The sequence below is a fragment of the Variovorax saccharolyticus genome, assembly GCF_030316765.1.
Classification (GTDB): domain Bacteria; phylum Pseudomonadota; class Gammaproteobacteria; order Burkholderiales; family Burkholderiaceae_C; genus Variovorax; species Variovorax saccharolyticus.
Genome location: NZ_JASZYT010000005.1, coordinates 96,407 through 115,521, shown reverse-complemented (window position 1 = coordinate 115,521; position 19,115 = coordinate 96,407). Strand labels below are relative to the sequence as shown.

General features: G+C 68.9%; 19 protein-coding genes. 13 read left to right on the top strand and 6 right to left on the bottom strand.

The features are described 5' to 3' along the window. The first annotated feature begins 217 nt into the window (after positions 1–217). Positions 218–805, top strand: a complete 588-nt coding sequence (locus QTI45_RS16830) for a hypothetical protein (protein WP_286655229.1) — start codon at positions 218–220, stop codon at positions 803–805. A 23-nt stretch (positions 806–828) separates the two neighbouring features. Further along, positions 829–1,374 carry a nucleoside 2-deoxyribosyltransferase gene (locus QTI45_RS16825; protein WP_286655228.1) on the top strand — a complete coding sequence of 182 codons (546 nt, stop codon included), beginning with the start codon at positions 829–831 and terminating at the stop codon, positions 1,372–1,374. A 15-nt stretch (positions 1,375–1,389) separates the two neighbouring features. On the opposite strand, the gene yccS is transcribed toward QTI45_RS16825, so the two are convergent. Both yccS and QTI45_RS16815 read right to left on the bottom strand, forming a co-directional pair. After that, complete coding sequence (yccS, locus tag QTI45_RS16820; RefSeq protein ID WP_286655227.1) at positions 1,390–3,510, bottom strand: YccS family putative transporter; 2,121 nt, start codon at positions 3,508–3,510, stop codon at positions 1,390–1,392. A 132-nt stretch (positions 3,511–3,642) separates the two neighbouring features. Continuing rightward, entirely contained in the window at positions 3,643–5,088 is a 1,446-nt protein-coding gene (locus QTI45_RS16815) for a sensor domain-containing diguanylate cyclase (RefSeq protein ID WP_286370296.1), read from the bottom strand. A gap of 148 nt (positions 5,089–5,236) precedes the next feature. Here QTI45_RS16815 and QTI45_RS16810 point away from each other — a divergent pair, with 148 nt between their 5' ends. Next, the gene (locus QTI45_RS16810) at positions 5,237–6,442 is read left to right on the top strand and encodes a GGDEF domain-containing protein (RefSeq protein ID WP_286655226.1); all 1,206 of its coding nucleotides are present in this window, start codon (positions 5,237–5,239) and stop codon (positions 6,440–6,442) included. A gap of 6 nt (positions 6,443–6,448) precedes the next feature. Here QTI45_RS16810 and QTI45_RS16805 read toward each other — a convergent pair whose 3' ends face one another. Continuing rightward, on the bottom strand, positions 6,449–7,183 hold the full coding sequence (locus tag QTI45_RS16805) for a GntR family transcriptional regulator (protein ID WP_286370294.1): 735 nt from the start codon (positions 7,181–7,183) through the stop codon (positions 6,449–6,451). Between the two features lie 277 nt (positions 7,184–7,460). Between QTI45_RS16805 and QTI45_RS16800 the strand changes: the two genes are divergently transcribed. The 10 genes from QTI45_RS16800 to QTI45_RS16755 all read left to right on the top strand — a co-directional run bounded on the left by QTI45_RS16800 (position 7,461) and on the right by QTI45_RS16755 (position 17,185). Continuing rightward, a complete protein-coding gene (locus tag QTI45_RS16800) occupies positions 7,461–8,786 on the top strand; it encodes an aromatic ring-hydroxylating dioxygenase subunit alpha (RefSeq protein WP_286370293.1) in 1,326 nt (441 codons plus the stop codon). 13 nt (positions 8,787–8,799) lie between these two features. Further along, positions 8,800–10,239, top strand: a complete 1,440-nt coding sequence (locus QTI45_RS16795) for a glutamine synthetase family protein (RefSeq protein WP_286655225.1) — start codon at positions 8,800–8,802, stop codon at positions 10,237–10,239. A gap of 11 nt (positions 10,240–10,250) precedes the next feature. Beyond that, on the top strand, positions 10,251–10,574 hold the full coding sequence (locus tag QTI45_RS16790) for a 2Fe-2S iron-sulfur cluster-binding protein (protein ID WP_286370291.1): 324 nt from the start codon (positions 10,251–10,253) through the stop codon (positions 10,572–10,574). Continuing rightward, entirely contained in the window at positions 10,574–11,833 is a 1,260-nt protein-coding gene (locus tag QTI45_RS16785) for an NAD(P)/FAD-dependent oxidoreductase (RefSeq protein WP_286655224.1), read from the top strand. Before QTI45_RS16790 ends, QTI45_RS16785 begins: the two co-directional genes overlap by 1 nt. Positions 11,834–11,918: 85 nt before the next feature. Beyond that, positions 11,919–13,115, top strand: a complete 1,197-nt coding sequence (locus QTI45_RS16780) for an ABC transporter substrate-binding protein (protein ID WP_286370289.1) — start codon at positions 11,919–11,921, stop codon at positions 13,113–13,115. Between the two features lie 37 nt (positions 13,116–13,152). Further along, positions 13,153–14,013 carry a branched-chain amino acid ABC transporter permease gene (locus QTI45_RS16775; RefSeq protein ID WP_286655223.1) on the top strand — a complete coding sequence of 287 codons (861 nt, stop codon included), beginning with the start codon at positions 13,153–13,155 and terminating at the stop codon, positions 14,011–14,013. After that, a complete protein-coding gene (locus QTI45_RS16770; RefSeq protein ID WP_286655222.1) occupies positions 14,010–14,972 on the top strand; it encodes a branched-chain amino acid ABC transporter permease in 963 nt (320 codons plus the stop codon). The genes QTI45_RS16775 and QTI45_RS16770 overlap by 4 nt, the downstream gene beginning before the upstream one ends. Next, positions 14,969–15,736, top strand: coding sequence for an ABC transporter ATP-binding protein (locus QTI45_RS16765; RefSeq protein WP_286655221.1), 768 nt, complete (start codon positions 14,969–14,971; stop codon positions 15,734–15,736). Before QTI45_RS16770 ends, QTI45_RS16765 begins: the two co-directional genes overlap by 4 nt. Then, positions 15,729–16,448 (top strand): ABC transporter ATP-binding protein, encoded by a 720-nt coding sequence (locus tag QTI45_RS16760; protein ID WP_286655220.1) that lies wholly within the window; start codon positions 15,729–15,731, stop codon positions 16,446–16,448. The genes QTI45_RS16765 and QTI45_RS16760 overlap by 8 nt, the downstream gene beginning before the upstream one ends. A 14-nt stretch (positions 16,449–16,462) precedes the next feature. Then, positions 16,463–17,185 carry a type 1 glutamine amidotransferase gene (locus tag QTI45_RS16755; RefSeq protein WP_286655219.1) on the top strand — a complete coding sequence of 241 codons (723 nt, stop codon included), beginning with the start codon at positions 16,463–16,465 and terminating at the stop codon, positions 17,183–17,185. Positions 17,186–17,266: 81 nt separating this feature from the next. On the opposite strand, the gene QTI45_RS16750 is transcribed toward QTI45_RS16755, so the two are convergent. The 3 genes from QTI45_RS16750 to QTI45_RS16740 form a co-directional block, all read right to left on the bottom strand. Continuing rightward, a complete protein-coding gene (locus QTI45_RS16750; RefSeq protein WP_286370283.1) occupies positions 17,267–17,467 on the bottom strand; it encodes a hypothetical protein in 201 nt (66 codons plus the stop codon). Between the two features lie 172 nt (positions 17,468–17,639). After that, positions 17,640–18,161: an FUSC family protein gene (locus tag QTI45_RS16745; RefSeq protein WP_286370282.1), complete on the bottom strand. Its 522-nt coding sequence runs from the start codon at positions 18,159–18,161 to the stop codon at positions 17,640–17,642. A gap of 19 nt (positions 18,162–18,180) precedes the next feature. Next, positions 18,181–19,095: a hypothetical protein gene (locus QTI45_RS16740; protein ID WP_286655218.1), complete on the bottom strand. Its 915-nt coding sequence runs from the start codon at positions 19,093–19,095 to the stop codon at positions 18,181–18,183. Positions 19,096–19,115: the final 20 nt, after the last annotated feature.

Genomic DNA, 19,115 nt, shown 5'->3' with positions numbered 1-19,115 from the left:
GCGTCGCGGACAGGGCAATTATAGGGTTAACCCTAGGTTCCTGCTTTGGCGTCCGTCCCTAGACGCGACGCCTGGCGCTCGATGGCCGCGGGCCACTCCACCCCCCGAATTCGTCGCCCCCGGATCGCGTAAGCTGCGCCGGTCAACAAGGCAACGGCCCATGGGATGGACTGCCGCTCCCCCCTGAAAACGTCATCGCTCGATCGGAAGCTCGCACATGGCTGATTCGAAACTCGACACCGACACATTGCCCAGCGTCGTATCGACGGCCGCCTCGGACCTGCAGAACCTGCGGCCCAGCCTGGTCGAGAACGCCCTGACCCAGGCCCTGCCGCTGCCCGACATCATGTTCGGCGGCGCCGTGCTGGTGTTCGTGATCATGTTCCATGCCTTCTGGATCCGCATCATCACGAGCTCTTTCCTCAAGCGATCGGACGCGCTGCGCGCTGGCCCTTCGCTGTGGCGCGCCGACCTGCTGTTCACGCTGACCGTGATGATGCTGCTGGCGCTGCACCTGGCCGAAGTGGTGCTCTGGTCGGCTGCGTTGATCTTCGGCGGCATCGTCGCCGAATGGTCCGATGCGGCCTACTTCGCGGCCAACTGCTACACCGCGCTGGGCGAGCCGTTCTCGCTGCCGCGCGCCTGGCGCATCGTGCCGCCGATCATCGGGATCTCGGGCATCTTCGCCTTCGCCTGGACCGCCAGCGTGCTGGTCAATTTCGTGTCGCGCTACAACGAACTGCGCGCCAGCGTGCTGGGCCGTTCCAGCGCCGACAAGACGGCCGAACGGCCGGCGCTGCGATAGCCCGGGCCGATACCATCGGCGGCATGTTTCCCGAACGTCCCCGCATCTACCTGGCCGGCCCGGATGTCTTCTTTCCGGCGCACGAGAGCATCTTCGCTGCGCTCAAGGCGCACTGCGATCGCCTGCAGATGACCGGCGTCGCGCCGACCGATGCACCGCTGTCACTGCAGGCCGCGGCGAACGACGACGATCAGGCGCAGGCCATCTACGAAGGCAACGTGGCGCTGATCCGCGAGGCGGACGGCGTGATCGCCAACCTGATGAGCTTTCGCGGCCAGGAACCCGACTCCGGCACCGTGTTCGAAGTCGGCTATGCCGTGGCGCTCGGCAAGCCGGTGGTCGGCTACGGCGTGCCGGAGGGCAGCTACGCGCAGCGCGTGCAGGCCGCGATCCCCTGCCGGCTCGACGCTGCGGGCGTGGTGACGGAAGCGGCCGGCGGCACCCTGGTCGAAGGGCTCGGGCAGCCGCTGAACCTCATGCTCGCGCGCTCGATCGAATTCGCGCCCGATGCCGCGGCGGCACTGAAGCGCATCGCCCACAGGGTGCGCGGCGGGCGTCCGGCGCGTTGAGCGAGGCCCCCGGATTCAGCCGGCCTCCGGCTGCAGCCACCGCAGCGCGTGGCCGCGCAGGGCCTCGACCTGCTGCCCGATCAGGCTGAGTTCGGTGCGCACCAACTGCGTCGCCGGGTCGCCCGCGCCGTCCGGCCCGGCCCGGCTCAGCGCCTGGACGTCGGCAACCCGGGCACGCATCGCCTCGAGCGTCTGCGCAGAGCCGGACTCGATGCCCGCCGCGAGTTCCTCCAGTGCCTGCGCGGCGCCAGCAGCCACCGCATCGAGCGCGGCGGCGTGTCCGGGCTCGGGCAGGGCCACGCGGTGCGCGCCCAGGGCCGAGAGGTAGCTCAGCAGGGTGTGCGACTGGATCAGGAAGCGCAGCGCCACGCCGGCGCGCGGCCGCACGAGCGCCGGTTCGCGGAACATCTCGGAGACGGCGCTGGCCAGCGCGGCGTCGGCGTTATGGGCGTTGCGCCGGGCCAGCCGGTAGGCCAGGTCGTCGCGCGCGCCGGCGCGGTACTGCCCGGCGATTCCGCGCAGATAGAGCGCCTGGTTGCGCATCGCCGCCGCCGCCAGTTCGTTGAAGCGCCGCGCCTGCCAGTGGGGCAGCACCAGCACCATGGCCAGGCCCGCGATCACGCTGCCGATGGCGGTGTCGACCAGGCGCGGCACGATCAGCATGCCGCCGTCGCCCATCTGGTTGAAGCACATCAGCACCAGCACCGTCATGCAGGCCGTCGCCAGCAGGTAGCGCGTGCTGCGCGTGGCGAAGAAGAGCACGCCGGCGACCACGGCCAGCAGCGCCTGGAGCCGGTGATCGGGGAACAGGTCGAGCAGCGCCCAGCCGACCACGACGCCGACCGCGGTGCCCGCGATGCGCTGGCCCATGCGCGAGATGGTGTCGCCCCAGGTCTGCTGGCAGACGAAGAGGGTCGTGAGCAGGATCCAGTAGCCCTGCGCGGGATGGATCACGCGCATCACGCCCCAGCCGGCGACGAGCGCGAGCGCCAGCCGCAGCGCGTGGCGAAACAGCGGCGATCGCGGCGTGAGCTGCCCGCGCACCCGTTCGAGCGCGTCGCGCCAGGAGCGCGGCGAGCGATCGAACAGGCCCATGTCCGTGCGTCCGGCCCGCGCCAAGGGTTCGGCGGCGCCTGCCAGTTGTCCGTCGAGCTGCTCGAGATTGCGCGCCAGCGCCTCGACCGACGCCAGCAGCGCCTGCCGCGCCGGCTCGCTCGCCTGCCTGCGCTCGTGCGCGATCGCGCTGCGCAGGTCGGCCAGCGCCTGCAGCGTGGCGCCGTCGGCGACGAAGGGCTCGCGCCGCTCGATCGACTGCGCCAGCCGCGCGCAGGCCTCTCCCTGCAGGTGCAGCACGCGCCGGCAGCGGTAGAGCAGGTCGCTGTGGAAGAAGGCGTCGGCCAGCGCGTTGTAGTCGTCATGCGACGAGCTCGCGCGTTCGTGCACGTCCTGCGCGATCAGGTAGAGGCCGCGATAGCGCGCGATCCGGCCGGTGGGCGCGCGCGCGCCGATACGCCTGAAGATGCTCTCCTTGGCGGCGTTGAGTTCGGCCACCACGTCGGCATTGAGCTGCGACAGCGACAGCCGCTTGCGCTCGATGTCGATGCCGCGCAGCGGCTCGAACAGCGAGCCCTTGAAGCGGACATAGTGGCCGAGCACCGCATAGAGCCTGGCCAGCCGCGCCTGCACCGGCTGAGCCGGAAAGGCCACGCACCAGCCGACCGAGAAGGCGCCGTACCAGGCGGCGCCCGCCAGCAGCAGCAACAGGTCGCGGTGGCGCTCGCCGGGCCCCGCGAGCGGGTGGTTGCCTATGCCCAGCGTGGCGTACATCGCGAGGATCAGGGTGGCATAGCCGATCGCCTTGTAGCGCGCCTCGACCGCGCCGAGCATCGTGAGCCAGAAGGCGGCCAGCGCCAGGCAGCCGATGAAGACGGCGGGCGCGTCGATCAGCGCCGACACCGCGAAGGCGGCACCCGCGAAGCAGGCCAGCGTGACCAGCTGCGCGCGATAGCGCCCGCGCCCGCTGTCGTCGGTCTCGGCCAGCGCACTGGCGATGGCGCCGAGGAACAGCGGCGTCACGGCCTCCATCCGGCCCGTGGCGCCGCACAGCGCCAGCAGGGTCCCGAGAGTGAGCAGCACGCGAAACGCCTGGGCCTGGTCCCTGCCCCACCGGTGGAGTCGCTGCGCAAAGGGTTCGGTCATGGAAATGAACATGCCATGACATCGCAGGATGCATGCCATGGCCCTGAAATCGGTGCGCCGCAGGCCGTCCTACGTGGTGTCGCCCGCGTAGTGCTGCGCCTTGTCCTCGTACATGGCGCGGTCGGCCCGCAGCAGCGCGGCTTCCAGCTGGTCGCCGGAGCCGCAGGTGGCCACGCCGATCGCGAGGCTGACGACGTGGCCGCTCTGCCCGGCGTGGAACTGGTTGTTGAGATCGAGCAGCGAAAGGATGCGATCGCGCATCGCGGCGACGCCGCGCTCGTCGGTGGTCGGCAGCAGCACCGCGAACTCGTCGCCGCCGATGCGCGCCGGCCAGCCCGGCGCGTCGACCGCCTTGGAAAGCACCTCGCCGACGCGGCGCAGCATGGCGTCGCCGGCCGCGTGGCCGTCCTCGTCGTTGATGCGCTTGAGTCCGTTGAGGTCGATCGCGATGATGGACACAGGCCACGGCCCCTTGCGCGACAGCCGGTGCAGTTCCTCGGTGTAGAAGGCACGGTTGCAAAGCTGCGTCAGCACGTCGTGCTTGCCGAGGTATTCGAGATAGGCCTCGGCCTTCTTGCGCGCCGTGATGTCGACCAGCGACACCAGCACCAGGTCCCAGGTCTGCAGGTGGTGCTGCAGCACGGTGAACTGCATGTGGATGTTGATCAGCTCGCCGCTCAGCGAGTAGTTGACGACCTCGCGCTGCTGCGAGGTCTTGTTGTTCCACAGGTCCTGCAGCTGTTCGGCGAACGAGTCCTGCATCTCGCCGCGAAACACCTTGGTGATGTTGCGCAGCAGGTCGGGCGTGTCGGCGGCGCCGAACATCCGCAGGGTCTCGCGGTTGACGTCGATGACCCGGATTTCCTGCATGCAGCGGGTGACGAATTCAGGATGCACCTTGAGGAAGGTGGTGAAGTCGGTGATGCCGCGGCGCCGGATGTCGTCGAGCAGCTTCTTGACCGCGCTGAAGTCCTCGACCCACAGCGAGACCGGAGAGTGGCCGAACAGGTCGCGCGCATGGCGCTCGGCCTCGGCGCGTTCGCGATAGGCGGCGACGCGGGCCGTGATGTCCTCCAGCGACACCAGCACGCGGTCCCAGCGGGATTCGTGGCCCGGCAGGATGCGCAGGCGCACCTGCACGTCGAGCCGGCGGCCGTCGAGCGTGTAGTTGACCGTCTGGTTCTCCGCGCTCAGGGCGCCCTGCCAGAGCTGTTCGAGTTCGTGCAGGACGGAGTCCGCCATGTCGTCGCGAAAGACCCGGTCGAGCGAGGCCAGCAGCTCCTGCTGGCTCGGCGCGCCGAACAGGGTCAGCGTGTGCTGGTTCACCCGCAGCACCTTGAAGCGGGCCATGCAGTCGCGGATGCGCGAAGGCTCGGCGGCCAGGTGCGCGCCCAGGTCGGTGACGCCGTCGGCCCGCCATTCGTCGAACAGGTCCTTGAGTCCGCTGTAGTCCTCCAGCCAGAGGGAGACGGGCGACAGATCGAACATCGACTCGAGGTCGGTTGACAGGGACATGGGTGCGGCTTCCTGGGGAAGATGGACTGGATGGCGCGAAAGCGGTCGGCGTTGGCGCCTATTGTCCATGCATTGGATTTCGCGGCGGCCTCGCACCGATCCGCGGCTGCACGACAATGGCCGCCGCTCCAACCGGCCCCCCGCAACGATGGAAACCACCCGCCCGCCCTTCTTGAACCCGCAGCACGCCCCCGGCACCGGGGGCAGCGCGCCGGTCGAACTCATGGCGGTCGTCAACGTCGGCCTGACCCTGCACGATGGCGCGGGCCGGCTGGTCTACGTGAACTCGCGCTTCTTTTCCGAGCACTTCCCGCGCATCGCCAGCGGCGTGCCGGAGATCCAGACCCGGCAGCGCCGCGGCGACTACTGGCGCGAGTTCCACGAGGACTTCGACGACACGCCGGCGTACCGGCAGCTGGTCGAAGACGAGGCGGCCGGCCCGCTGCCGCAGCCGGTCACCCTGCGCGCCCGCAGCGGCCGCTTCTACCGCATCGAGGAGCAGGGCTGGCAAGGCGGCATCGCGTCGGTCTGGACCGACGTCAGCGAACTGGTCGGCCGGGAGAACGCCCTGCGGACGGCACAGGCCGAGCTCGAGCTGCTGAACACCCGCCTGACCGACCTCGCCCAGACCGACGCCCTGACCGGACTGCCCAACCGCCGGCGCTTCCAGGCCGCCCTGGCCGAGGCCCGGGGACGGGTGGGCGAGGGGGTACCGGACGCGGTCGGCGTGGTCGACCTCGATTTCTTCAAGGCCGTCAACGACCGCTTCGGACACGATGCCGGCGACGCCGTGCTGGTCGAGGCGGCGGCCCGGATGGCTCGGACGCTCCGGCCCGGCGACCTGCTGGCCCGGCTGGGCGGCGAAGAGTTCGGCGTGCTGTTCAGGTCGGTGTCGCTGGCGCAGGGTTCCGAAGCCGCGGAAAGCCTGCGCAGGATCCTCGGCGCCCGGCCGTTCATGGTCGGCGTGGCGGAGATCGAGCTCACGGCCTCGATCGGCCTCGCGTGGCTGAGCGCGGCGCGCTCGCCGGAAGACTCGCTGCGCCAGGCCGACGTGGCTCTCTTCAAGGCGAAGGACGGCGGCAGGGACATGATCTTCTGGGATCACCCGGGGCCCGCCGCCGGTGAAGCCGGCGGCACGCCGGCCGCGGCCACTGTGCCGGCCGCATCGGTCGCCGCCGACCTGCTGGGAGACGAAGGCCTCGACGCGGCACGGCTGCAGCAGAAGTACCAGGCGCAGGGCGACCAGCACCCGCGCTTCGATCGCGCCGCCTGGCGACGGGCACGCGCCGAGGGACGCACGCTCGACCACTACTGGAACTGGGTCGACTACTGCATCGCGCTGGCTTTCGCCTAGCCGGAGCTAGCCGCGCGTCTTCCCGGCCACCAGCCGCATGCCTGGCATCAGCTCGGCCGCGAGTTCCGGCCGCTCGAGCGCGTACTCGAGATTCATGCGCGCGATCTCCACATGCTCCTCGCCCAGCGCCTGGGCGCGCGAGCCCTGGCCGCGTTCGATGGCCTGCACCATCGCGTGGTGCGTGCGATGGGCCTGCTTCATCCACTGGTGGCCCTCCTCCATCGACGACTGCATGGGCAGCATCGCGCTGGGCGAGGCGAAGGGCTGGCCGTCGAGCATGTCCATCACGCGCTTCAGCGCGACGTTGCCGCAGCCTTCCATGATCAGCTTGTGGAAGCGGTCGTTCATCTCGACGTAGGCCGTGTAGTCGTCGAGGTTCATCTCGGCCTTGTTGACCGCCTTGTCGCCGGCGTCGAGGCACTCGTGCAACTCGCGCAGCAACTGCCGCGACGCGCCGTCCTCGGCCAGCAGGCGGGCCGCGAAACCCTCGATCACGCCGCGCACGCGGATCGCGTCGGCGATCTCCTGCGAGGTGAAGCGGCGCATCTGGTAGCCGCCGCTGGGCGACTGCTCGATCAGGCCCTCGTGCTCGAGGCTGGTCAGCGCCAGCCGCACGGGCGTGCGCGAGGCACCCAGCTTTTCCGCCAGCGGGATCTCGGCCAGCCGCTCGCCGGGCACGAACTCGCCCTTGAGGATCAGGTCGCGGAGTTGCACCAGTACGCGGGATTGTTGGGAGTCCATCTGTATCGGCAAAGCGGAGGAATGGCGCAATTCTAAGGCTCCTGCACACATCATTGGTAGTCTGGTCCGGTTGTTGCATGCATCACGGGAACAATGCACTCATGCAGCCTGGATGCACCGCAACGAGGCGTCGAATAATCAGTGTTAACCCTTGACTAATGGCTTTCATGAGCCGGATCGAACGAAAAATGATTGACTTGGAACAGATGCATCTTGAACAATGTATTCCATTGCATGCAATGCAGCTTCCCCACAGTCAAACCTCGATGGAGCACCCATGATCAGCGCTGAACAGAATGATTTCATTACCCGGGTCGGCCGGGGCACTCCCGCGGGCGCGCTGCTGCGCCGCTACTGGCAACCCGTGGCCCTGGCGGACGAACTCGCGGGCCCGCGGCCGGTCCGGCCGGTCCAGCTGATGGGCCAGCACTTCGTCCTCTTTCGCGACGAGAAAGGCCAGCTCGGCATGCTCGACCGCGACTGCCCGCACCGCGGCGCCGACCTGGCCTTCGGACGCCTCGAGGACGGCGGCATTCGCTGCGCCTTCCACGGCTGGCTGTTCGACGCCAAGGGCAACTGCCTCGAGACGCCGGCCGAGCCGGTGGGCAGCAAGCTCTGCAGCCGGATCCGGCAGTCGGCCTATCCGGTGGTCGAGCGGGCCGGCACCGTGTTCGCCTACATCGGGGAAGGCGAGCCGCCGGCCTTCCCCGAGTTCGACTGCTTCGTCGCCCCCGACTCGCACACCTTCGCCTTCAAGGGCCTGTTCGAATGCAACTGGCTGCAGGCGCTCGAGGTCGGCATCGACCCCGCCCACGCCTCCTACCTGCATCGCTTCTTCGAGGACGCAGACACCTCCGAAAGCTACGGCAAGCAATTCCGGGGCGCCTCGGCCGACTCGGACATGCCGATCACCAAGGTGCTGCGCGAGTTCGACCGCCCGGACATCAGCGTCGAGCCGACCGACTACGGCATGCGCCTGACCGCGCTGCGCCAGCTCTCTGAGACCCAGACCCACGTGCGCGTCACCAACGTGGTGTTCCCGCAGGCCTTCGTGATCCCGATGAGCGCGGAGATGACGATCTCGCAATGGCATGTGCCGGTCGACGACACGCACTGCTACTGGTATGCGATCTTCACCAGCTTCACGGGCCCGGTCGACAAGCAGCAGATGCGCGACCAGCGGCTCAAGCTCTACGAGCTGCCCGACTACACCTCGCGCAAGAACAAGCGCAACAACTACGGCTTCAGCGTCGAGGAGCAGCTGACCGAGACCTACACCGGCATGGGCGACGACATCAACGTCCACGACCAGTGGGCGATCGAGTCGCAGGGCCCGATCCAGGACCGCACCCGCGAACACCTGGGCAGCACCGACAAGGGCATCATCACCTACCGCCGCATGCTGGTGAAGGCCATCGAGGCCACGCAGGCCGGCGAAAGCGCACCGATGCTGATCGACGCCGCACAGGCCGGCGCACTCACCGGACCGCCGTCGATCGACGGCATCGGCGAGGCCGGCAACACCGACGGCTACTGGCAGAGCGCCGACCGCGAGCGTCGCCTCAAGTCGGACTGGGCCTCGGCCCGCCTGGCCGCCGCCTGAACGGCCCCGCACCATGAGCTCCTTCGTAGACCGCCACGGCCTCTGGTCCGACGACCAGCACAGGCAAGCCCGCGAACTGGTCCGCCGCATCGATGCCGGCGAAGTCGATGTCGTGCGATTCGCCTGGCCCGACCAGCACGGCCTGCTGCGCGGCAAGACCCTGGTCGCCGGCGAAGCCCGCGCCGCGCTGTGGGACGGCGTCAACCTCACCTCCACCCTGCTCGCCAAGGACACCTCGCACAAGACCGTGTTCCCGGTGTTCGCGGCCGGCGGCGGCTTTGCCATCGAGGGCTTCCAGGGCGGCGCCGACTTCACGGTCGTGGCCGACCCCTCGACTTTCAAGGTCCTGCCCTGGGCGCCGCGCTCGGGCTGGGTCCTGTGCGACGCCTACATGGCCGACGGCAAGCCCTGCCCCTATGCCACGCGGCAGATCCTGCAGCGCGCGGTGGGGCAGCTCGACGAGATGGGACTGGACTTCATCGCCGGCCTGGAGGTCGAGTTCCATGTCTTCAAGCTGGAGGACGCGCGCATGGGCCTGGCCGATTCGGGCCAGCCCGGCGAGCCGCCGCGGGTGTCGCTGCTGTCGCACGGCCACCAGTACCTGACCGAGCTGCGCTACGACCGGGTCGACGCCGTGATGGAACTGCTGCGCTCGAACCTGATCGCGCTGGGCCTGCCGCTGCGCTCGCTCGAGATCGAGTTCGGCCCGAGCCAGTTCGAGCTGACCTTCGGCCCCACGGCCGGCGTGCTGCCGGCCGACACCATGGTGCTGCTGCGCAGCGCGATCAAGCAGATCTGCCAGCGCGCCGGCTACCACGCGACCTTCATGTGCCGCCCGAAGATCCCGAACGTGATGTCCAGCGGCTGGCACCTGCACCAGTCGCTGCGCCGCAAGAGCGACGGCGTCAACGCCTTCATGCCTGCCGAGAACGGGCAGGACCTGAGCGAGACCGGGCTGCACTACCTCGGCGGACTGAAGCAGCATGCCTGCGGCGCCGCCGCGCTGGCCAGCCCGACGATCAACGGCTATCGGCGCTACCGCCCCTTCTCGCTGGCACCGGACCGCGCGATCTGGGCCCGCGACAACCGCGGCGCGATGCTTCGCGTGCTGGGCGGCGCCGGCCAGAACGCGACCCGGATCGAGAACCGGGTCGGCGAGCCGACCGCCAATCCGTATCTCTACCTGGCGTCGCAGCTTTTCTCGGGCCTGGACGGCATGCGCAACAAGACGGACCCCGGTCCGTCCGCCGACGCGCCCTACGAGACGCCGGCCGAGCAGCTGCCGCGCTCGCTGGGCGAGGCGCTGGCGTGTCTTCGCAACGACGAGATGCTCAACGCCCAGATGGGAAAGAGCTTCGTCGACTACCTGTGCCACATCAAGGAAGCGGAGATCGCCCGCTTCAACCTCGAAGTCAGCGAGTGGGAACACCGCGAGTACTTCGACATGTTCTGATCGCGCCCGCCATGCCCACGATCCACTACATCCTGAAGGACGGCAGCCGCCGCAGCGTCGACGCCAAGGCCGGCTCCAGCGTGATGGAGAACGCCATCAACGGCAACGTCCGCGGCATCGACGCCGAGTGCGGCGGCTCGTGCGCCTGCGCGACCTGCCATGTCTACGTCGACGATGCCTTCATCGACCTGCTGCCCTCGGCCGACGAGATGGAAGGCGAACTGCTCGACGCGGTCGCCGCCGAGCGCCTGCCGGGCAGCCGCCTGAGCTGCCAGCTCACGATGACCGCCGAGCTCGACGGCCTCACGGTGCGCGTGCCCGAGACCCAGAGCTGATGGCCGCCACCCCTCCCCTCCTGATCGTCGGGGCGTCGTACGCCGGCGTGCAGCTGGCCGCGAGCGCACGCGAGTTCGGCTTCGAGGAGCGCATCGTGATCGTCGGCGACGAGCTGCATGCGCCCTACCAGCGCCCGCCCCTGTCCAAGGGCCTGCTGACCGGCAAGACCGGCGTCGACCAGCTGCAGCTGCGCGGGCCCGGCTTCTTCGCGCAGAACCGCATCGAGCTGCAGCTCGGGCGGCGCGCCGAATCGCTGGACGCCGGCGCGCGCACCCTGCGGCTCGACAACGGCGACCGGCTTGACTACGGCTGGCTGGCACTGGCCACCGGCGCGCGCTGCCGGCCCTTCACGCTGCCGGGCGCGAAGCTCGACGGCGTGCTCGAGCTGCGCACGCTCGACGATGCGCTGCGCCTGGCCCAGGCGGCCGAGCGCACGCAGCGCGCCTGCGTCATCGGCGGCGGCTTCATCGGTCTCGAGGTCGCTGCCGCGCTGCGCTCGCGGGGCGCCGCGGTCAGCGTGATCGAGGCCCAGCCGCAGCTGCTGGCGCGCGCCTTGCCGCCCGCGATGTCGGCCTATGTCGCGAACGCGCATCGGCGCCGCGGGGTCGAGCTGCTGGCCGGCCGCGGGGTGCGGGCGCTGCACGGCGAACAGGGCCGCGTCGCCGCGGTCGAACTCGACGATGGCCAGCGCATCGATTGCGACCTGGTGGTGCTCGGCATCGGCGTGCTGCCGAACGCCGAGCTGGCGCAGCAGGCCGGCATCGCGGTCGACAACGGCATCCTGGTCGACATGCTGGGCCGGAGCTCGGCGCCGCGCGTGCTGGCGGCGGGCGATGTCGCCAGCATGGCGCTGCCGCCGGCGCCCGGCGTGCCGGCGCGCATGCGCCTCGAATCGATCCAGTCGGCCAACGACGGCGCGAAGGCATTGGCTTCGCTGGTCGTCGGGCGCGAGCAGCCCTGCACTTCCGTGCCCTGGTTCTGGAGCGATCAGTTCGACCTCAAGTTCCAGATGGCCGGCCTGGCCGCACCCGGCGACGAGGTCGTGCTGCGCGGCGACATGGACGGCGACCGCTTCAGCGTCTTCCATCTGCGACAAGGTACGCTCGTGGCCGCGCAGTCGGTCAACAGGCCGGCCGAGCACATGCTGAGCCGCAAGCTGATCGGCGCCCCGGCCGCTGCCGGCGCCAGCCAGCTCGCCGACGAATCCTTCGATCTCAAGTCGCTCGTCCCGAAGATGGCGGAGGCCATGGCCGCTTGAGTTCCGGGGCCGCGCCGGGCCCCGCCGCATTCCCCAATCACCCTTGCCCGCCGGTTCGCCGGCTTCACTGAACGGAGCTTCCACGATGATGATGAACAAGAGAAACGCGCTCGCCACCCTGACGCTGGCCTGCCTCGGCGCCCTCGGTGCCATGTCGGCCGCGCAGGCAGCCGACGAGCCGTTGCGCATCGGCATGATCGCGACCTACTCGGGCCCCTACGCCGACTACGGACGCCAGTTCGACGCCGGCGTCGCGCTGTACCTCAAGGAGCACGGCGGCAAGATCGCCGGCCGCCCGGTCGAGATCATCAAGAAGGACACGGCAGGTCCCGCGCCCGATGCCGCCAAGCGCATCGCGCAGGAACTGGTGGTGCGCGACAAGGTCAGCGTCATCACCGGCCTGGACTTCAGCCCCAACGCCTACGCGGTCGCCGCGATCGCCACCCAGGCCAAGGTCCCGACCCTCGTGATGAACGCCGCCTCTTCCGCCATCACGGCCAGCTCGCCCTACGTGGCACGGCTGTCGTTCACGGTGCAGCAGGTCACCGACCCGATGGCGCGCTGGATGGCGAAGCAGGGCGTGAAGGAGGCCTACACCGTGGTCGCCGACTATGCCTCGGGCGTCGATGCCGAGACCGCCTTCAAGAAGGCCTTCACGGCCCAGGGCGGCAAGGTGGTCGGCGAAGTCCGCACGCCGATGAACAACCCCGACTTCTCGGCCTACGTGCAGCGCATCAAGGACGCCAAGCCGCAGGCGGTGTTCTTCTTCTTTCCCTCGGGCGTGATGCCGCCGGCCTTCCTCAAGGTCTGGAAGGAGCGCGGCATGGAAGAAGCCGGCATCAAGCTCTACGCCACCGGCGAAGCCACCGACGACAGCTACCTCGAGGCCACCGGCGACGTGGCGCTGGGCCTGCTCACCAGCCACCACTATTCGTACGGCCATGCTTCGCCGAAGAACCAGAAGTTCGTGAAGGACTTCGCGGCCGAGTTCGGCACCAAGCTGCGCCCCAGCTACTTCGCCGTGACGGCCTACGACACGATGGCGGCCATCGACCTCGCGCTCGCCAAGACCAAGGGCGACGCCTCCGGCGACAAGTTCATGGAAGCGCTCAAGGGGCTGAAGTTCGAGAGCCCGCGCGGCCCGATCGAGATCGATCCCGCCACCCGCGACATCGTGCAGACCGTCTACATCCGCAAGACCGAACGCGTGAAGGGCGAGCTCGTGAACGTCGAGTTCGACAAGTTCGAGCGCGTCAAGGACCCGGCCAAGGAAAGCCAGTAATCAGCCAGCGCAGCGCGCCAGCAGCAACGGGAAATCCATGGGAATCGTGATCTTCGACGGGGTGGCCTACGGCATGCTCCTGTTCCTCATCGGGGTGGGCCTGTCCATCACGATGGGCCTCATGAACTTCGTCAACCTCGCGCACGGCACGTTCGCGATGGTCGGCGGCTACGCCGCGAGTGTTCTGATGAACCACTTCGGCGTCGGCTTCTTCCCGTCGCTGGCGGCGGCCTTCGTCGCCGCGGCGCTGGTGGGCGCGGCGCTCGAGGTCTGCTTCTACCGGCGGCTCTACCGCGCCCATCCGCTCGACCAGGTGCTGCTGTCGATCGGCATCGTGTTCGTGTCGGTCGCGGTGTTCACGTATTTCTTCGGCCCGACCCTGCAGGCCTTCCAGCTGCCGCCGCTGCTGGACGGCCGGGTGTCTCTGCTGGGCCTCGAGGTGGGCCGCTACCGCCTGTTCCTGATCGTCTGCGGCGTGGCGGTGCTCGCGGCCCTGCTGCTGGTGCTCGGCAAGACCCGCTACGGCGCGATGGTGCGGGCCGCGGTCGACAACCAGCGCGTCGCCGGCGGCACCGGCATCCACGTGCAGCGGCTGTTCTTCCTGACCTTCTCGCTGGGCTGCGGCCTGGCCGGCCTCGGCGGCGCGCTGAGCCTCGGCATGCTGGGGCTCGAGCCCTCGTTCCCGCTCAAGTACCTCGTGTACTTCCTGATCGTGGTCTGCGTCGGCGGCGCCGGCACCATCACCGGCCCCTTCGTGGCCGCACTGCTGGTCGGCATCGTGGATGTCGCAGGCAAGTACTACCTGCCGCAAGCCGGCGCATTCCTCATCTATGTCGTCATGATCATCATGTTGCTGGCCCGGCCCAACGGCATCATCCCGCGCAAGGGCCTGGCATGAAGGCTCTCACGCTGTCGCCCGCGCGCCTCCGAGGCGCCGAGGTCTTCTTCTGGCTCGCACTGGCCTCGAGCTTCTTCCTGCTGCCCGACAAGCTCACGCTGATGAGCCAGGTCATGATCTTCGGGCTGTTCGCGGTCTCGCTGGACATGGCGCTCGGCTACGCCGGCATCCTCACCGTGGGCCACGCCGCCTTCTTCGGCGCCGGCGCCTACGCCGCAGGCCTGCTGGCCAAGCACGGCTGGAGCGAGCCCTTCAGCGGCCTGCTGTTCGCCCTGCTGCTGTGCGTCGCGCTGGGCTACGTGCTGAGCTACCTGGTGGTGCGCGGCGCCGACCTCACGCGGCTCATGATCACCATCGGCGTGTGCATGCTGCTGGCCGAGCTGGCCAACCGGCTGTCGTCGATCACCGGCGGCACCGACGGCCTGCAGGGCGTGGTGATCGCGCCGGTGCTGGGCCTGTTCGAGTTCGACCTGTTCGGCAAGACCGCCTTCGCCTATGCCTACGGCGTGGTGCTGGTGGTGTTCCTCGGCGTGCGTCTGGTGCTGCGCTCGCCCTTCGGGCTGACGCTGCGCGGCATCCACGACAGCCGCAAGCGCATGCTGGCGATCGGCTCGCCGGTCGAGGCGCGCCTGCGCATGGCCTACGCGCTGTCGGCCGGCGTGGCCGGCATCGCGGGCGCGCTGCTGGCCCAGACCACGCAGTTCGTCGGCATCGAGTCGATCGGCTTCAACCGCTCGGCCGAGGTGCTGATCATCCTCGTGCTCGGCGGCACCGGCCGGCTCTACGGCGGCATGATCGGCGCGATCGTCTACATGCTGGTGCACGACTGGTTCGCCGATCTCAATCCGCAGTACTGGATGTTCTGGCTCGGCATCTTCCTGATCGCTGCCGTGATGCTGGGCCGCGGCGGGATCATGGGCGCGCTGTCGCGCCTGGTGAAGACCGGGAGAGTGTCATGAGCGCCGCACTCCGCACACGCGGCCTGGGCATCTCCTTCGGCGAATTCCGCGCCGTCGACGACGTCAACCTGACCCTGGAGCCCGGTGCCCGCCAGGCCCTGATCGGCCCCAATGGTGCCGGCAAGACCACACTGATCAACCTGCTGACGGGGGTCTTCAGGCCCACGCACGGAACGATCCACATGGGCGAGCGCGAGCTCACCGCGCTCAGCGCCGACAAGCGCGCCCGCATGGGGTTGGCACGCACCTTCCAGATCAATACCCTGTTCCCGAGCCTCACGCCGCTGCTGTCGGTGGTGCTCGCGATCAGCGAGCGCGACGGCCTGGGCGCGGTCTGGTGGCGCCCGCTCAAGCGCAACAAGGCGGCGTTCGATGAAGCGCATGCGCTGCTCGGCCGTCTCAAGCTCGACGCGCTGGCCGACGTGCCGGTGGCCGAACTCGCCTACGGCAAGCAGCGCCTGCTCGAGATCGCGCTCGCGATGGCCGCCCGGCCCCGGATCCTGCTGCTCGACGAGCCCGCCGCCGGCGTGCCCGAGGATGAGAGCGGCGAACTCTTCGAAGTCATTGCCGAACTGCCGCAGGACATCAGCGTGCTGTTCATCGAACACGACATGAATCTCGTCTTCCGTTTTTCGCGCCGCATCTCGGTGCTGGTCGCCGGCCAGATCCTGACCGAGGGCACGCCGGCCGAGATCGGCCGCGATCCGCGGGTTCGCGAGGTCTATCTGGGCCATTCAGGCCACGCGGGAGCAGCCCATGTCTGAGATGCTGGCCTTCGACCAGGTGGTCGCCGGCTACGGCAACGCCGTGGTGCTCGACCGCCTGAGCTTTTCGCTCGCGCAGGGGCAGAGCCTCGCGATCCTCGGACGCAACGGCGTGGGCAAGACCACCCTGCTCGAGACGCTGATGGGCAACACCCGCGTGATGCGCGGCGCGCTGCGCTGGTGCGGCGAGGACATCACGCGCTGGCCGTCCCACCGGCGCGTGCGCGCCGGCCTGGGCTGGGTGCCGCAGGAGCGCGAGGTGTTCCCGTCGCTCACGGTCGAGGAGAACCTGACCGTGATCGGCCGGCCCGGCCCCTGGAACCTGCAGCGGGTCTACCAGTTCTTTCCGCGCCTGCGCGAGCGGCGCGGCAACTACGGCAACCAGCTGTCGGGCGGCGAGCAGCAGATGCTGGCCATCGGCCGCGCTCTCATGACCAACCCGAAGCTGCTGCTGCTCGACGAACCGATGGAAGGCCTGGCGCCGATCATCGTCGAGGAGCTGGCCCGCTCGATCCGCCACCTCTGCGAAAGCGAGGGCCTGGCATCGATCGTGGTCGAGCAGCACCCGGTGCTGGCCCTCGAGATGACGCACCAGGCGATCGTGCTCGAACGCGGCACGGTGGTGCATGCCGGCCCGAGCGCGGCGCTGGCCGGCGATGCTTCGCTGCTCGAGGGACTGCTCGGCGTCGGCATGGCCGACGTGCCGGCCTGAAGGGGTCTGGGCCGATGAAGCCGATCGCGGTCTTCCAGCACGCCGAGGTGGGGGCGCCGGGCGCGGTGCTGCCGATACTCGAGGCCCTGGGCCGCGACGTGGAGCTGGTGGGCATCGTCGACGGCGACGCGGTCCCTGCGGACGCTTCGCGCTTCGGCGGCCTGGTCTTCATGGGCGGCTACATGGGCGCGCACGACCCGCTGCCATGGATCGCACACGAACTCGCACTGATCCGCGACGCCGATGCGCGCGGCATCCCGGTGGCCGGCCATTGCCTGGGGAGCCAGCTGGTGGCGCTCGCGCTGGGCGGCGAAGTCCATCCGCACGACCGGCCCGAGATCGGCTGGTGCGAGATCACCGCGGAGGCCAGCGACACGGCGCGCGCGTGGTGGGGCGAGGAGCACGCAGGCAAGGTGCTTCAGACCTTCCAGTGGCACGCCGACACCTTCGCGCCGCCGCCCGGCGCCGTGCCGCTGGCGCGCGGCGCCCATTGCGCCAACCAGGCCTTCGTGCTGCGCGACCTGCACCTGCTGGTGCAGTCGCACCTCGAGATGACGCCGGCCCTGGTCGAGCTCTCGATGGCGCGCAACGGCCAGCAGCTGGTTCGGCAGAATGCGCTCGCGAATCCGGCGGCGAGCGCCAGCGGCGACCTGCTGAACGACCTGCCGCGGCGCACGCAAGGCATGCACACCTTGCTGGCGCGTCTCTACGCACGTTGGGTGATGGGCTGCGCCTGACCTGCGCGAAGGCAAAAAAAAAGCCTCCCGAAGGAGGCATAAATCCGTCCGGCTGCGTGGAGCCGAGGGAGTCGAGTTCTTTCAGTGCACGCTGCTCAGGAGGGTCGGCGTGCAATAGCCGTTGCGATAGATGCCTTCGATGTTTCCGACCACCGTGTCGCTGGTGCGCGCGGTCACGAACTTCGCCTGTGGCGTGCGGTAGACGACGATGGTGCACGACAGGTGCTTGCTCAGGGTGCGGGCGACGCCATTTGCCTGGCTTGCGGTGGGGTACGTATTCATGCTTCTCCTTTGCCTGTGCGATGGCTGAATAGTAGTACCAAGGTACTTACAAATCGCCACATGTAGTCGCTAAGTACTAATCTTGACCGTGAAATAGTTCACAGCTGACCCGAAAGGCTGGGTCTGGAAGCCCCCGATGAGGTATCTGCCGGCCGGGACGCGATGAACCCGCTCAACCCTTCTGGATCGACGATTCCTCGTGCAGCGGCCACAGCCTGGACAGCAGCCAGGCGCTGCCGATGCCGACCGCGCAGCCGAACAGCACTTCGCCCACGCGCACGGCACCGCTCTCGAGGGCGCCGAGCTTGTCGTGGTGCTGCAGGTTGCCGGCGATGACGATCGCGGCGGTGATCGGCGCTTGCCGCCACATCGTCGGAACCCGCACCAGATAGGACGACAGCAGCACGGTCAGCGCGAGCGCCGCCGGAAGCTCCCACGCGGTGCGGCCGATGGCGATGGCGAGCAGGCCGATCGCGCAGCCCACCAGCGTGTTGATCAGCCGCCCGCGAAAAGTCGCCAGCGACTGCTTCAGCTGCGGGTCGCTCGTCGCGACCATCGAGCTGACGGCCCAGATCGGATTCGAATCCCCGTAGACCTTGACGACGATCCACAGCACCGTGGTGGCCAGGAAGACGTTCGCGGCATAGCGCACGCCGCGCAGGTCGTCCGCCAGGAAGCGCTCGCTCAGCTTCATGGCGAGTGCCCGCTGCCCGCTACTCGTGGGCCTGCGGCGGATTGCCCTTGAGCCGGTAGACCATGCCGGTCTTGGTGGCCCCGAGGTAGATCCAGGCGTGGCCGACCTGCTGCAGCCGGATGAAGAACCTGGCGCAGCGCTCGCGTGCCTTGTCGTGCACCTCCTCGCGGCGCTTGAACTTCACCTGGTAGGCGAACTCGCCCACCAGCGGCAGGTGCTCGCCGCGCGTGCGCCACAGCGCGACGTTGGCGTCGGCCGTGACGCCCTTGCCGAAGTCGAGCGTGCCGAGGTCCTGCAGCACCTCCTCGACGATCGTCTGGTTGACCAGCGAGACATGGTCGCCCTTGTCGAGCTGCAAGACCTTCATGGCGGGGAAAACCTGCATCAGCTGCTCCATCGCGGTGCGATCGCCGTCCGTCGGCGCATGGCTCAGCGGGAACTGGACGTTGTGCGAGAACAGCAGCCGGTAGCCGCCGAGCCGGTCCTTGAGCGGCAAGGCCTCGGCCTTGAACTTGATGCGGTAGTCGCCCGGCAGGTTGGGCCGCACATCCACCTCGGCCGCCTCTTGCTGGTCGGGGTGACGGAACTTGAAGACCACCTCCGGCTCCTCGGCCGGGAAGCCGTCCTCGAAACGGATGCGCCGCCGCAGGATGAAGGCGTTGCTGTAGAGCCTGAAGTCCTCGGTGTCGAGGAACATCACCTCCCGGATCGCCGGCCGCGCACCCTTGGCCGGCTTCTGATCGAAACCGATCCCGCACTCCTCGGCCACCTGGGCGACCAGCTTGCCGTACTTCCTGAAGCCCGCCGGCGAGGTGAACTCGTCGGTCTTCAGGATCAGCTTGCATTCGAGGTATTGCACGTCGTGCAGCGGGCTGCCGTCCGCGTACTGTCCGGCCCTCAGGTCGGCGACGCGTTCGCTTCGCGGATCATTCATCTTCAGCTTGGCCATCTCGA